Genomic DNA, 14,584 nt, shown 5'->3' on the forward strand with positions numbered 1-14,584 from the left:
ACCAACCCTTTCTTTATCTGGCAGTAAAATTTATCCAAGATAGTTGGTTTGACGCTGAAACGTTTCTAAAAGTTGCGTCGTATACTTTCCAAAGGGCTCACTGTAGAAATATCCTTAATGCTTCTATGATAAGATAGATGGAACTGTACAGTAGTTTCTTAAAATTGAAAGATAAAGGAGCTTGTGATCTTGCCGCAAATGCAAAATGAGCAGAAAAAGAATACTTCTACTCCGCTGAAATGGTTGGGGGGCGGAGCCGCCATGCTCCTGTTAAAAGGAAAGGCGATTTTGTCTCTGCTGAAAATAGGTAAAATTGCCGGGCCGTTAATTTCCATGATGGTTTCGATAGGGGCATATGCTTTGATTTATCCGTGGGGGTTTGCTATAGGTATCGTCCTGCTTTTGCTTGTTCATGAATTGGGACATGTCATAGCCGCTAAGCGGATCGGGTTACCCGTCAGCGCTCCGTTATTTATTCCTTTTTTAGGCGCGTTAATTACTATGAAAAAACATCCGCTGGATGCGAAGACAGAAGCGTATGTTGCTTTTGGCGGACCGATTCTGGGTACTATTGGGGCTACTGCTGTGTTTGGAGCGGCATATTATATGGATAGTCCACTTCTTTATTCCCTGGCTTATATAGGCTTATTGCTTAATTTGATTAACCTGCTGCCAATCCATCCGCTAGACGGTGGACGTATTGCTACCGCAGTTACGCGCTGGCTGTGGCTTGTGGGTCTGGTGGGTGGCTTAGCTATAATCGTTTACTTGCGTTCGATTTTGTTCTTTATCATCTGGGCAATGTTTGCTTACGATCTGTATAATAAATATGTGAAAAGACGTAACAACAACCGGCCGCAGTCTGTCACTAAGGGGTTCTTAATTCCCGTGGAGCCCTTGCGAGAGGCGGGTTACATGATTCCAGGAGCTGAGCATCGCCGGGATTTACCTTTTACTACCTACAGTGATCTAGAGAGACAGCAGTATGTTGTGGTCAGATGGGACCAGCTGAATTATTATGGCAAAGCTACACTGCCACAGCAATGTATTATTGAAAAGGTAAGAATTTCGCAGCTGGAGCAAGTAACGTTAGAGAATGGTCTTCATTTAAAAATGCAATGTGACATCAGCTGTACCGTGCACGATAATGATAAGTATTACGATGTGCCAGCCAGTACACGCTGGAAATATGGAACAGCTTATTTTGTTTTAGCAGGCTTTTTGGTTGGGATGATGTATCTAGTCCATTTGGTTGGAAACGTCAATCTCTAAGAGGGCAACTGGAATGAATAGCTCCTATTGTTTATAAAGCTCCTGAATCGTCAAAGCTGTAGTGAGTATAACTGCAGCTGCGATGAAAGGAGCTTTTTTATGTCTAAAATTGTGAAATGGGAAGTCGGCGTTTGCCTAGTGTTACTGCTGGGTGTAGTGGGGTGCTCTACGGTGAAACCCGCAAAAGTTATCGAAATCAATGAGATGACCAATCTGGATGGCAAATCTAAAAGTCAGTATCCTCCGTTGTCACCTGTGATGCAAGACGTATATAACCGTTCAATCCCTGAAGAAGTATATTCTGTGGATTAGTCTACTGAGAGGTTACGGATTCCATGTGTAGGCTTTTCTTTCTTGTCATTATTTTATATAATAGACAACTATCGTTGGCTACATAGAGAGAGGAGTTTGCAACTAACATGGCGGCAGAAATCTTACGGGTAACTACAGAGGAACAGCTTCAGATGGGGCTGGATATCCGTACTAAAGTATTTGTTGAGGAACAAAAGGTACCGGCCGAGGAAGAAATTGACGAATATGATGCCATCAGTCCGAATGCGCACCATATTCTGATTATAGATGAAGGGATACCTGTAGCAACGGGTAGATTGATCTATTACAAAGCAGGTACTGCTAAAATGCAGCGCATCGCCGTATTGAAAGACTATCGGGTCAAAGGATACGGACGTGTCTTGTTACTGGCGATGGAAGAGCTTGCTCGGGAGCTTGGACTGGAAGCTTCAATTCTAGATGCTCAGTGTCAGGCAGAGAATTTCTATAAGAAACTCGGCTATGAAGTTATTTCTACAGAACCATTTTATGATGCAGGTATATTACATGTACGTATGCAAAAAATGCTTTAAAGATGGCGCACATAATTATTGGACGCTCTACGCAAGCTAGGATGTGCCGAATGATGGCAAATCCAAGTGCAAGGGGCGAACTTAAGTGCCAAATAACGAACGTGAATCTTTCGTAGCTGTTCAAAAAAATGGGGATGGCGATTTAACAAGCTTCCAGACCTCTACAGGACGTGTGCTGGCGTATGACCAAGCCCTGCAAGAAGTACAGGCCGGAAATATTGCCGGAGTGAACGCTTTTAAAGGTAAGGATGGAGAAACTTATATTCGCGGAGATGCGGATGGAGATCCAACTAACAATCTGGATAATTTGCCGACATTTTCATAGTTCAACACGAAAAGCCGTACATACGTCTACAGACGTTTATGTACGGCTTTTTTTTGTAAAGATCAGAGTTTATAGTTCACATGCTGCTCTAAAAATTCCATCTCTCCTGTAAGTCCGACGAAATCTGGTTGTTCATCGCTATAATGCATGAGCTTGATCCGCTCGCGAACATCTTTAGGCAGAGACATCAGCTCTTCCAGCGTGGTGTGAACAACGCCTGTTCCACCTAGTTGGCAGTCATGCAGGATGATCCGGATCCCGCGCTCCCGCACAAGGCTAATCAGTAGATCCGGCTGAAAGGTCATGTCCGCACTATAAAAAATCTCGTTGTTTATTAGAAGGGAATAACTGTTTTTCCCGGGAATATGCGGTGTTTGTATGATCTCTAATGAAAGAGTAGGAGAGAGCTTGTAGGTATTTTCAGGCTGCATGGGCTTAACATCGAAGATATCAGATAAGGAAGATACAGCATCTTCTTGGTATAAACCTCCCTTTAACGTATTGTTCCACAAGGGCTCTATAAGTGTCTCCGGAAGAAGTAAGGTCATTTTTTTACCGTGCACATGCTTTAAGGTTAGCGCAAGCTCTTCCAGCCCTCCAACATGATCTGCATGAATATGTGTAATGAGCGTAGCATTTACGTCACTGAAGGATTTTTCAAGTCTATGCATGGCAAGCGGGGCTGTTATCCCGCAATCAATCAGCAGGGTGTAATTTTCATCTAGCAGCAAGCCATTGTTGTTAAAATATTTTTTCGCAAAAGCATTGCCTGTTCCTAGCATTTGTAGGCTTAGACTCATAAGAAAGAACCCTCCTGAAATCGGTTATAGCTAATGTTTCTACTTCGAATAAGACCATAATATCATTTTTCGCAAGATCAATGAAATATTTACCTGAAATCAGCGCAACTTGCTGAAACAAAGTAAGTATATATTAACAGCATGAATTATCTGGAGGGTCTCAAATGAATAGATGGAAAAAAATCACTTTGTGCGTGTTTGCTTTTTCCTTAATGGGTGGCTCATTATTATTCGCCGATTCCGTTAATCAGAAAATTAGAGTATGGAGCAACGGAAAAGAAATTGTAGACGGCGGTTATCTAATTGATGGAAAAACGTACATTCCTGCTAGAGAAACAGGCGGGGTTGTTACTTGGGACGGTTCTGGGAAAGTTACGATCCTTAAACCTAATGTCCATATTGTACTTTTTAAAGGGGATACGGTTTTTGGCAATGTCAATGTAGGCAAGCTGAAAATAAAGATATTAACTCAGGTAGATAGTCTGACCGAAGAGATTTCAGCTGTGAAAGTGGCCATGACAGATCCGTCTGGAAACGTTAAGGATATTCAGTCACAGGTGCTTGAAGGCTCGCAGAAGGATAATTTCTGGTTTCCAACCTCGGAGTTTACTTATGATTTTAAAGAAGCGGGCAAATACCGGGTAGGCTTCTATATTAAGCCCTCCAAAAATGCCGATTACGTACTTGTGTCGGAGAAGGTAATAACAGCGTTAAATTAGGTGTTCTAAATTGACCTGAACTAATCTAACGTGGTACGATACCAGATGTAGGATAATACAATTCAAAGTGAGGTATTACAATGAGCGATCACAAACATGAGCATGGTGAAGCATGCGGTTGCGGGCATGATCACGACCATGAGCACGAGGAGTTTGTGCTGACCTTGACGAACGAGCAGGGCGAAGATGTGGAAATGGTGCTTGTAGAAACGTTCGACATAGGCGAGAAATTATATGCTCTGTTGTTAGAGCGCGAGAATCCAGAAGCAGACGGCATTATTCTGCGTATGGAAGAAGAAGACGAAGAAATGGTATTGTATAATATCGAAGATGAAGAAGAATGGAAAGCTGTTGAAGAAGCTTACAACAATCTGCTTGCTCAGCAAGAATAGATTCTAGCGACTAAACTTAAGCTGTTCTATGTGAATGGAACAGTTGATGCTTATATACAGAAACCCGATACTCATTATGGTATCGGGTTTTTGTATAAATGATTTAAGTTTTTAAGGAAAAAAATAGATCTTAGGATATAGGATCGGCTTCAACAATCACCTTAACATTAGTGATGCTGCGGTCCTCAGGCCCTTTAACCGGCAGGCCGATTTCGACGTGGTCGATAATGTAGTCGATATTATCCTGAGTAATGACTTCGCCAGGGAGGAGAATCGGTATCCCCGGTGGATATACATAGATAAACTCTGCAATGATGTACCCAGCAGATTCGCGGAACGGAACTAACTGAGTGTCAGCATAAAAAGCATCTCTTGGAATTAAAGCAAGCTGCGGGATTTCTGGAACCTGAACCTTCAGTTCATAGATTTCACCCTTGCTATAATGGATAGCGGATAGCACCCGTAAAGCAGCTAATAATTTATCTACTGATTCTTGAGTATCACCTGGGGTAATAAGGCAAAGAATATTATACATGTCACTCAGTTCAACTTCGATGTTGTATTTCTCACGCAGCCAGTTTTCGGTTTCGTAACCAGTGATCCCTAAATGGCGAACGTGAATGTTAAGTTTGGTTGGATCTAGATCGAAAGTTGCTTCTGTTCCAAGTATTTCTTTACCAAAGCTGTACAAGCCTTCGATAGTGTTAATGGTCTCGCGTGCGTAGTTGGACAATTGGATGGTTCTTTCCGCCATTTCATGTCCGTTCAGCGCGAGATTGCGTCTAGATGTATCGAGAGACGCTAATAAAATATATGAGGTTGATGTTGTAGTCAGCATGCTCATAATGGTCTGCACCCGTTGTGGGTTAATCAGCCCAGTCTTCGCATTTAGATTCAGTACCGAGCTTTGCGTCATGGAACCACCAAGCTTATGCACACTAGTGGCAGCTATGTCCGCACCGGCCTGCATGGCCGATACCGGCAGATCCTCATGAAAATGAATCAGTACTCCATGTGCCTCGTCCACCAGAACGGGTACCCCGTAACGGTGAGCCAGGTCGACAATCGAACGCAGGTCGGCACATACGCCGAAGTACGTTGGATTGATAACTAGAACTCCTTTAGCGTCTGGATGACGCTTTAACGCTCGTTCCAGCGCACTGGTGGTTATGCCGTGATCTATCCCGAGATTCTCATCCTGTACAGGCGAGACGAACACAGGCTTGGCTCCGGAGAAGATAATGGCCGACATTACGGATTTATGAATGTTACGCGGCACAATTATTTTTTCACCCGGTGAGCAGACAGAGAGGATCATCGTCATGATGGCATTGCTCGTGCCCTGTACGCTAAAATACGTATAGTCGGCGCCGAAAGCCTTCGCAGCCAGCTTTTGAGCCTCCTGGATTACGCCAGTTGGCTGATGTAGATCATCAAGCGGTGCGATGTTGATTAGATCTATGGATAGAGCGTTATCGCCGATAAACTCACGGAATTCGGCATCGGTTCCTAGCCCCTTCTTATGCCCGGGAATATGAAATTGAACTGGATTGCCGGCGGCATGCTTTTTTAGAGCTGTGAAGAGGGGAGTACGGTGTTGATTCATTTAATGCTGTCACAACCTTTCGCGAATAGTTAATTTTTAAGGCAAGCATCAGTATAACAAAACAATCTTCAGAATACTAGGATTTGGATGTGATAGAATGTCCACGAAAGCTGAACAACGGATGAATATTAGTTTAGCATCACCATTTATTGTTGAGATGTGGGTAATTATTTTTTTAGTTGAATTTGTTAAAGGTTCGCTGCTTGTTGCCTTATTGCCAGTGTATATGGAGAATATACTGGGGCTGTCGGTGACAGTAGTGGGATTCGCTTTTGCCCTACAGTATTTGGGGGACAACGTCTTCCGCAGTCCTTCAGGCTGGGTTATGGAGCGCATAGGGTTCCGCTGGACGATGACAAGTGCATTGCTGCTGATTCTAGTAGCCATTGGTTTGATCATCTATGCCAAAACGGCCGTTGCGTTATCCATCGCCTGTCTCATTCTTGGGATCGGGACCTCACCGCTTTGGCCATGTGTGATGACCGGGATTACCGAGCTGGCCGGATCAACCAAAAGCGGCAGCAGTGGTGCGGCCATGGGCGCTGTTGAGATGGCTTCTCTCGCAGGAACAGGAATCGGTCCAATTGTTGTGAATTTTTTAATGGATCAGGGTGGACAAAGCTATCACGTAGCTTTTCTAGTCTTGTTAGGTTGTGCTGCCGCTGTAGTTGTAGTAGCCCTTTTCTTACCTAAACGAATCTCTTCTAGCGGGTCTCATGCTGTCGTGAGGGACATGCATGGACTTGGCGGAGCAATGGAGCGTAAAAAGCTTAGTCCGTTAGAAAGTATAAAAAGAACGCTGCATCAGGTGAGAACTACCCTGAAAGTCAGCAGATGGCTGTACCCGGCGTTGTTCCTACAGGCCTTCGCCATTGGCTTGATGACACCTGTAGTTACCTTGTTTGCACGTACAGAGCTGCATGTTAGTCCCAATCAATTCAGTTTGCTCCTCATTGCAGGGGGAGGGATTACAGTTCTTGCACTTATTCCCGCAGGTAAGCTGGTGGACCGTATAGGGACAACGGTGTTTCTGAATATAGGTTTTTTGTTAGCTGCCTTTTCGCTGGCCTTTTTCTCTCAGGTTCGCTGGCTGCCACTTGCCTTTATCGCGGTTGCGCTGGTCGGTATAAGCTACGCGCTTATCCTCCCGGCATGGAATGCCTTTCTGGCTAAGCAAGTTCCTAAGGGGGAACGAGGGACGGTCTGGGGGCTGTTCTTGACACTCCAAGGCTCAGGAATGGTAGCGGGGCCAGTATTGTCAGGTAGATTATGGGATCATGTAGGACATGGTGTCCCATTCCTGGCAAGTGCTATTGTAATGTTGCTGCTCTTCGGGCTGCATCTGCTTATCGTGCATAGAACGAAACAGAAATTTAAGACTAGCTGAGGAAAAAAAGCCGCTGATAACCGGAGAATGATCCGGTAAATCAGCGGCTTTTTAGAAAATTAGAATGATATACGATATAACGGAAGTAAGTTTCGAAGGTCTTCTGTATGACACTGTGCAGCTGAAGGACTAGAACGTTTATGCTCCAAAAGGACTAAAAGGCATTAAAATTCTCGATCAGCGTTTGGAGAAAGGCTGTTGCGGGTAAAAATAGTCAATAAACCAAGTTACCGCTACATAAACTGAAGTATAAAATAAGATTAAGACGAACGCAAAAAGGAAGTTAACTCAAGAAGAGGTCCGGCAGCCATGATTACTCTGGAATTGAACTAATGAAGGTTGGCTTTACAGATGTGAAGCTGTTAGGGGGGAGTGCCGTGAACAAAAACGACGAGGTGGAGTATTGTAACCTGGAACTGCGGTTCGACAGACAGCATATCCAGGACCTGATCAAGGATTTGATTCAAGAAGGTTATTCCCTATATTGGAGCGAGAATGAACAGGTCTTTGTGATTTCGGTCCGTACGGGTCGTAAGTTAGTGAAATTGCGGTTTCAAAGGATTAAAGACGGCTATAAGCTTGTGGGTGATTATATGATCCGTGATGCTCGCTTGTCAGAGTGGATGGAGAAATTAATTGGGGATATGCGCGGGCATGCAATCGTTAAACGTTTCCGGGATCGGCAGATTATTATTGAAAATATTTTGTTTGGCGAAGTGATTCGCCTAGTTGAAATTTCTGGTTATCAGCAGCGCGTGTTATATCAGAAGGGACCTATGCTCACAGATGAGGAGCTGACAAGACTCTTTTATTCTATTGAAGGGGAAGAACGGGTTCGCCAGCGGAGAATTGAAGTGGATGAACAGTTGGATCGGTTAAATGATGCCCTAAAGGCTGGAGATACGGTTCGCGCGGACAAATGTCGAGCTGAGCTTGCCTTTTTGACCAAGGAATTGTTTATGTTAGAATGGTAAGCAAGTGCCGCAAATGTTCTTTCAAGGCACCCCGTTCATCGGGGTGTCTTATATTTGTATTGGAACTTGCAGACAGGGGTTCACTTCTGACGTTAAAAACGTTAAAATAGTCATTGTGATCATTTCTTAGACTGAATTTGTCAATGAAATTGATCTCTATTCGCAGGGCAGGCTTTGCTGTCTCTGATAAAGGGTGGTATTCTTATACTGCGAGAAATGGATTTCACAAAAATATAGGGTGCAAAGGGTGGAGGACCAGATGGCAAAACAACAAATCGGCGTTATTGGCTTGGCGGTAATGGGCAAGAATTTGGCTCTAAATATCGAAAGCAAAGGTTTTTCCGTATCCGTATTCAACCGCTCCCCGGAGAAGACACATGATCTTCTTGCTGAAGCGGAAGGTAAAAACCTCGTAGGCACATTTTCCGTTGAGGAATTTGTAGCTTCGCTGGAAACACCGCGCAAAATTCTGATCATGGTTCAAGCTGGTAAAGCTACTGATGCTACCATCGAGCAACTGCTGCCGCATCTTGATCAAGGCGACATCATTATCGATGGAGGGAATGCTTACTTCCCTGATACAGTTCGTCGTAGTAAAGAACTGGAAGAAAAAGGTTTCCGCTTTATCGGTACTGGAGTTTCCGGTGGTGAAGAAGGTGCTCTTAAAGGTCCTTCGATTATGCCAGGTGGTCAAGAAAGTGCGTATAAACTTGTAGAGCCTATCCTAACGGCAATCTCAGCCAAAGTGGACGGAGAGCCTTGCTGTACATATATCGGACCTGACGGTGCAGGACACTATGTTAAAATGGTGCACAACGGTATCGAATATGGTGATATGCAATTGATCTGTGAAGCTTATCAGTTGTTGAAAGATGTTCTAGGTCTGGATGCAAAAGAACTTCACAATATTTTCAAAGAGTGGAACAGCGGCGAGCTCGACAGCTACCTGATTGAGATCACTACTGATATCTTTGCTCAATATGACGAAGAAACCGGCAAACCTATGGTTGACGTTATCCTTGATTCTGCTGGCCAAAAGGGTACTGGTAAATGGACAAGCCAAAGCTCACTAGATCTTGGTGTACCTCTGTCCATGATTACTGAATCCGTATTCTCCCGCTTCCTGTCTGCTATGAAGGATGAGCGCGTAGAAGCAAGCAAAGTGCTTAACGGACCAGAAGCAACAACATTTGAAGGCGACAAAGCCGAATTCATCGAGAACGTGCGTAAAGCATTGTTCGCGAGCAAAATCGTATCCTACGCGCAAGGTTTCGCTCAACTTCGCGTAGCTTCCGACGAATATGGTTGGGATCTGAAATATGGCGAGCTGGCTAAAATCTGGCGCGGCGGCTGCATTATCCGTTCCCGTTTCCTACAAAATATCACAGATGCTTATGAGAACAATGCAGAGCTTAAGAATCTGCTTCTTGATCCTTTCTTCAAGAATGTTATGGACAATTACCAATCTGCATGGCGTAAAGTCATTGCTTCTGCGGTAACTTTGGGTGTTCCAGTCCCTGGATTCTCCAGCGCATTGGCTTACTATGACAGCTACCGTACAGAACGTTTGCCTGCTAACTTGCTTCAGGCTCAACGTGATTACTTTGGCGCTCACACCTTCAAACGTGTGGACAAAGAAGGCGTCTTCCACCACAACTGGATGGCAGCGGAATAATCTAATTGACTGTATGACAAGCGGCCCGGACGGCTTCACCAGAAATGGGGAGCCTTTCGGGTCTTTTTTTACTGGAAGAAGCGGATTGTCTAATGTTTTGACCCTGTGTTATGATATGACAAATATCGCGGTTGGAGGATAGTCATGGCTGGGGATACAGAAGAACTAAAAACGATGAGTCAGGAAGATAAGAACAAAAACATTATTTTAGTAGGGATGATGGCGACTGGTAAGTCAACTGTTGGTGCTATTTTGGCCGAGGAGCTGGGCTATGAGCTGGTTGATTTGGATCATGTCATTATTGAGACTGAAGGCAGAAGCATTGCAGAAATCTTCGCAGAAGATGGTGAGGAATACTTTCGAGGCGTAGAAACTGCGGTTCTAAAGCAAATGCTAGAGTCTGAGAATAAATTAATATCCACTGGTGGAGGCGCGGTATTGGCGCCGGGGAATACAGCCTTAATGCTGAGTAAAGGGCATGTAGTTGCGCTAACGGCAACTGAGGAAGAGATTATTGCACGTGTTAGCGGGGATGAGAATCGTCCGCTGCTCGCCGGCAATGCAGAAGAACGGGTCAGACGAATCATGGAAGATCGCCAGGATGCATACCTATTCGCGCATTACACGGTCGATACAACGGGACTGACTGCGGCAGAAGTGTCGCAACATATTTTAATGCATTACCGCGGTTGAGCTTTTAAGAGAGTGACTCATTCCATTCAATCATACCGCCGCTGAGGTTCGCAGCGTTATAACCAAATTGCTGTAGATATTCGCAGACACGTTGGCTGCGGGCACCGGAACGGCAAATGAAGATCACTTTGGCATCGCTTGGAATATCCTCAGTACGGTGCGGAATTTCTCCCATAGGGATATGTTGTGCACCGGGAATCATCCCAAAGGCCACCTCTTCGTCTTCGCGAACATCGATGAGTACAAGGTCTTCACCTGTCTCTATACACTGCCGTAATTCTTGCGGTGTGATTTGTGGTACATTATGCATGGGTTTGACCTCTTTTCATCAGAAGAATGGTTTAATGATAACACAAGAACAGAATACCCTGTCAAACGAGCATTACATACCAACTACATCTACTAAGGAGAGTTTATATTATGGACGTTATTGTTAGGCCAACGCCATCTCTGCAAGGAGAATTTGGAGCCCTCTCTTCCAAAAACTATACGACACGTTATCTGCTGGTTGCGGCATTGTCTGAAGGAGTAAGTACGATTTATCATCCTGCACATAGTGAGGATAGCGACGCGATCCGCCGCTGCATAGCAGATTTGGGTGCTGTGCTTACAGAAGATGAGGAAAAGATTGTGATTCAAGGCTTCGGACGTCACCCAAAAGACGTTAAAGAACTTAATGTAGGAAATGCCGGAGCAGTACTGCGTTTTCTTATGGCTGTGGCCGCGTTAAGTCCTGAGGTTACTTTTGTAAATACGTATCCAGACTCATTGGGCAAACGTCCGCATGACGACTTGATTGTGTCATTGGAACAGTTAGGTGTTCAGGTTGAGCATAATGAAGGGAAACTGCCGATCACGATCCGTGGGGGTAAACCGGTTGGAGGCAGAATTACTGTCTCTGGTGCAGTAAGCTCCCAGTTCTTAAGTGCTCTACTGTTTCTGACACCATTGCTTGAAGAAGATAGTGAAATTATTGTCCTCGATGATTTGAAATCGAAGGTTGTCGTGGGCCAGACCTTGGAAGTGTTGGAGCAGGCAGGTATTGTGGTGCACGCCGCGGATGATTACATGTCCTTTAAAGTTCCAGGTCGTCAAGCTTATGCAGCTAAATCATATACTGTTCAAGGTGACTACCCAGGCTCTGCGGCAATCCTTGCGGCGGCTGCCGTTACAAAGTCGGATGTGAAAATTCACCGTCTTGCAGAACAAAGTAAACAAGGTGAAAGAGCCATTGTTGATGTACTGCGGATGATGGAAGTTCCTCTTACACATGAAGAGGGTACAGTACATGTCCAAGGGAACGGTATCCTAAAAGCTGTTGAATTCGATGGAGATGCTGCAACAGATGCGGTACTGGCCATGGTGGCTGCTGCAGTATTTGCAGAAGGTACCTCCCGATTCTACAATGTTGAGAATTTGCGCTATAAGGAATGTGATCGCATTACCGATTACTTGGCAGAGTTAACCCGTGCCGGAGCCAAGGTAGAAGAACGCCGCGATGAGATTATTGTTCACGGCATGCCCGAAGGTGTCGAAGGCGGAGTCACCATTAATGCGCATTATGATCACCGCGTAATTATGGCACTATCCGTAGTAGGCTTGCGTGCGCGTAAACCTCTTTTGATTAAGGATGCACATCATGTGGCAAAATCTTATCCGCAATATTTTGATCACTTGCGTGCGCTTGGTGCGAATGTGGAGTGGGTACAATAGGAATAAGGGAGCTAGCGTATCTAGCTTCAGTTAAACAAGGATCATTAAGTGTAACTATGGAAAGGGGCACTACTTATGAGCTTTGAGAATCCAAGTCGGGAGCAGATCGGAGATATTCTTGCTTCCGCAGGTAACATTGCTGTTGTCGGCTTATCAGACAAAACAGATCGTACCTCTTATATGGTCGCGGGCGCCATGCAAAGCCGGGGATATCGGATCATTCCCGTTAACCCAACGGTGGACGGAGAAATCCTGGGAGAAAAGTGTTATCACACTTTAGCAGAAATTCCAGAGCCAGTGGACATCGTCAATGTATTCCGTCGAAGCGAACACTGCGCAAAGGTCGCGCAGGAGGCAGCTGACATTGGCGCACGTGTGCTGTGGCTCCAGCAGGGTATAGTTAGCGCGGAAGCCGCTGAAATCGCCGCTGAGCACGGTATGATCGCCATTATGGACCGCTGCATCAAGGTCGAAGAAGCGATCACAATGCATGGGCGTAGCCGGCAGTAGGTTCGGTTATATAACTGTTAAACTAAACACTGAGTTAAATGTGTAGTGATTATAGTTAGCGTTGACCAACGGACGTCACAAAGAACTGACGAAGAACGAGCAAACTGGCGAAGAATGAACTAGCTGGTGAAGAACGAACTAACTGGTGAAGAACGAACAAAGGTGAAATAAACTAACTAGGTTTAAATTTATGATGCTGTGGCTAATGCAAACTTAGATGATTAAGTTTAGCCAAAATAAGTGGTATTGTGTAACGCATGGTGCGATTTCTAATGCAAATCGCCTGTTGAGCTAGTTATAATGAGATTAGACGAAGAACGTCCTTTAACCGCTTTTTGCGGTGAAGGGCGTTTTTTTATTTTGTAGGGGAGGCTATAGGTTATGGAGTTTGAAGAAGCGCATGGTTTGTTTATCGACCAGCATATGAAATCAAGAACAGGTGAAAGAAGAGGGAGGCTGGTTAGAGGACATAATTTTGCGGAAAAGCTATTTTTGCAGAATGTATGGTGGCCTATGTTTGAGTCCCTAGACGATTTGCATCCAGAATACGAAGTATATGACTGGAATCGCAAATCACAATTTCTGGACTTTGCTTATCTTCCACAGACGGGCAGCAGCTTTGGGATCGAGTGTGATGGATATCAAAGCCATGTGAAAGATATGGACCGCGAGAAATTCAACTATTCAGTAAATCGGGACACTTTTTTGACTGGGATGGGCTGGAGGATGATTCATTTTTCTTTTGATGATATCCAGCAACGTCCCGAGGTCTGCCGGATGCTGTTACAACTGGTGCTGGCGCCTTACTTGGCGCGTAAATCTGCTAGCGTAGCTATTTTATCTGAGGAAAAAGAGGTTCTGCGTTTCGCTTGGCGTCTCGGTAGACCGGTTCGTCCAAAGGATGTGGCCATGCATTTCTGCATTAATTTCCGTACGGCGCGTCGATTGCTGCAATCATTAAGTGAGAAGGGGTTGCTGAAGCCGGTTAATCAGGGAGAAAGAATTCGGTATTATGAGGTGAAGGCTCTCAGACCAGATCAAATGTGGTAAGGATCTTTAGAGGCTGCGCAAGGGAATAATTGCACTTTATACAACTAAAACGCTAAAATAGCCATCTAAATGCGAAATAGTTGTACTTTGTACACTTAAAACACCTCAAAGATTAGATGAAGTGGAAAATCTCTAAAAATAGTTGTATGAAGTGCAGTTAAAAAGGTGCTCAGAGTAACGCCGATATATAAATAGTTGTACAAAGTACACTTAAACTCAGGTGGAATTCCTAACTGTGAGTTTAGGGTGTTGGAGCTAGTTAGTGTGGGAGAAAAGTTCGATGTTATGAAGCGAATGCTCTGAGATCAGATCAGATCAGATCAGTTCAGACCAGACCACACCACACCAGACCACACCAGACCAAATCATACCTGATCTGATCGGACCAGGTATGCTAGGGACATCTATAGGACAGCTGCGCAAGGGAATAATTGCACTTTATACAACTAAATCGCCGAAATAGCTACCTAAATGCGTAATAGTTGCACTTTGTACACTTAAAACGCCTCAAAGATTAGATAAAGTGGAAAATCACTAAAAATAGTTGTATGAAGTGCAGTTAAAAAGGTGCTCAGAGTAACGCCGATATAAATAGTTGCACAAAG

General features: G+C 44.6%; 16 protein-coding genes. 13 read left to right on the forward strand and 3 right to left on the reverse strand.

What is annotated here, in order from left to right; genetic code table 11:
• The first annotated feature begins 198 nt into the window (after positions 1 to 198).
• From NSQ55_RS11945 to NSQ55_RS11960, 4 genes are all read left to right on the forward strand, one after another.
• Positions 199 to 1,272, forward strand: a complete 1,074-nt coding sequence (locus NSQ55_RS11945; RefSeq protein WP_076219152.1) for a site-2 protease family protein — start codon at positions 199 to 201, stop codon at positions 1,270 to 1,272.
• Positions 1,273 to 1,371: 99 nt separating this feature from the next.
• Positions 1,372 to 1,584: a hypothetical protein gene (locus NSQ55_RS11950; protein ID WP_076219148.1), complete on the forward strand. Its 213-nt coding sequence runs from the start codon at positions 1,372 to 1,374 to the stop codon at positions 1,582 to 1,584.
• Positions 1,585 to 1,691: 107 nt separating this feature from the next.
• Entirely contained in the window at positions 1,692 to 2,135 is a 444-nt protein-coding gene (locus NSQ55_RS11955; protein WP_076136093.1) for a GNAT family N-acetyltransferase, read from the forward strand.
• 85 nt (positions 2,136 to 2,220) lie between these two features.
• Positions 2,221 to 2,460, forward strand: coding sequence for a DUF3892 domain-containing protein (locus NSQ55_RS11960; protein ID WP_036686113.1), 240 nt, complete (start codon positions 2,221 to 2,223; stop codon positions 2,458 to 2,460).
• A gap of 62 nt (positions 2,461 to 2,522) precedes the next feature.
• Here NSQ55_RS11960 and NSQ55_RS11965 read toward each other — a convergent pair whose 3' ends face one another.
• A complete protein-coding gene (locus tag NSQ55_RS11965; protein ID WP_076129115.1) occupies positions 2,523 to 3,260 on the reverse strand; it encodes an MBL fold metallo-hydrolase in 738 nt (245 codons plus the stop codon).
• Between the two features lie 164 nt (positions 3,261 to 3,424).
• On the opposite strand from NSQ55_RS11965, the gene NSQ55_RS11970 reads away from it, so the two are divergent.
• On the forward strand, positions 3,425 to 3,979 hold the full coding sequence (locus tag NSQ55_RS11970; RefSeq protein WP_036686116.1) for a copper amine oxidase: 555 nt from the start codon (positions 3,425 to 3,427) through the stop codon (positions 3,977 to 3,979).
• An 80-nt stretch (positions 3,980 to 4,059) separates the two neighbouring features.
• A complete protein-coding gene (locus tag NSQ55_RS11975; protein WP_036686118.1) occupies positions 4,060 to 4,371 on the forward strand; it encodes a DUF1292 domain-containing protein in 312 nt (103 codons plus the stop codon).
• Between the two features lie 130 nt (positions 4,372 to 4,501).
• Here NSQ55_RS11975 and NSQ55_RS11980 read toward each other — a convergent pair whose 3' ends face one another.
• The gene (locus tag NSQ55_RS11980; RefSeq protein WP_036686120.1) at positions 4,502 to 5,977 is read right to left on the reverse strand and encodes an aminotransferase class I/II-fold pyridoxal phosphate-dependent enzyme; all 1,476 of its coding nucleotides are present in this window, start codon (positions 5,975 to 5,977) and stop codon (positions 4,502 to 4,504) included.
• 97 nt (positions 5,978 to 6,074) lie between these two features.
• Here NSQ55_RS11980 and NSQ55_RS11985 point away from each other — a divergent pair, with 97 nt between their 5' ends.
• The 4 genes from NSQ55_RS11985 to NSQ55_RS12000 all read left to right on the forward strand — a co-directional run bounded on the left by NSQ55_RS11985 (position 6,075) and on the right by NSQ55_RS12000 (position 10,706).
• Positions 6,075 to 7,364 (forward strand): MFS transporter, encoded by a 1,290-nt coding sequence (locus NSQ55_RS11985; RefSeq protein WP_076183344.1) that lies wholly within the window; start codon positions 6,075 to 6,077, stop codon positions 7,362 to 7,364.
• A gap of 377 nt (positions 7,365 to 7,741) precedes the next feature.
• Positions 7,742 to 8,338 (forward strand): hypothetical protein, encoded by a 597-nt coding sequence (locus NSQ55_RS11990; protein ID WP_036686566.1) that lies wholly within the window; start codon positions 7,742 to 7,744, stop codon positions 8,336 to 8,338.
• A gap of 259 nt (positions 8,339 to 8,597) precedes the next feature.
• Positions 8,598 to 10,013, forward strand: coding sequence for an NADP-dependent phosphogluconate dehydrogenase (gndA, locus tag NSQ55_RS11995; RefSeq protein ID WP_038570246.1), 1,416 nt, complete (start codon positions 8,598 to 8,600; stop codon positions 10,011 to 10,013).
• 144 nt (positions 10,014 to 10,157) lie between these two features.
• Positions 10,158 to 10,706, forward strand: a complete 549-nt coding sequence (locus tag NSQ55_RS12000; protein WP_254847616.1) for a shikimate kinase — start codon at positions 10,158 to 10,160, stop codon at positions 10,704 to 10,706.
• A 4-nt stretch (positions 10,707 to 10,710) separates the two neighbouring features.
• Here NSQ55_RS12000 and NSQ55_RS12005 read toward each other — a convergent pair whose 3' ends face one another.
• The gene (locus NSQ55_RS12005) at positions 10,711 to 11,016 is read right to left on the reverse strand and encodes a rhodanese-like domain-containing protein (protein ID WP_076183347.1); all 306 of its coding nucleotides are present in this window, start codon (positions 11,014 to 11,016) and stop codon (positions 10,711 to 10,713) included.
• A gap of 110 nt (positions 11,017 to 11,126) precedes the next feature.
• Here NSQ55_RS12005 and aroA point away from each other — a divergent pair, with 110 nt between their 5' ends.
• The 3 genes from aroA (at position 11,127) to NSQ55_RS12020 (ending at position 13,979) form a co-directional block, all read left to right on the forward strand.
• Complete coding sequence (aroA, locus tag NSQ55_RS12010) at positions 11,127 to 12,419, forward strand: 3-phosphoshikimate 1-carboxyvinyltransferase (protein ID WP_076279824.1); 1,293 nt, start codon at positions 11,127 to 11,129, stop codon at positions 12,417 to 12,419.
• Between the two features lie 75 nt (positions 12,420 to 12,494).
• Positions 12,495 to 12,929, forward strand: a complete 435-nt coding sequence (locus tag NSQ55_RS12015) for a CoA-binding protein (protein ID WP_076104783.1) — start codon at positions 12,495 to 12,497, stop codon at positions 12,927 to 12,929.
• Between the two features lie 381 nt (positions 12,930 to 13,310).
• Entirely contained in the window at positions 13,311 to 13,979 is a 669-nt protein-coding gene (locus NSQ55_RS12020) for a hypothetical protein (protein ID WP_076183350.1), read from the forward strand.
• Positions 13,980 to 14,584 lie beyond the last annotated feature (605 nt).

Source organism: Paenibacillus sp. FSL H7-0943 (assembly GCF_037963265.1).
GTDB classification, from domain to species: Bacteria; Bacillota; Bacilli; order Paenibacillales; family Paenibacillaceae; genus Paenibacillus_AQ; species Paenibacillus_AQ odorifer.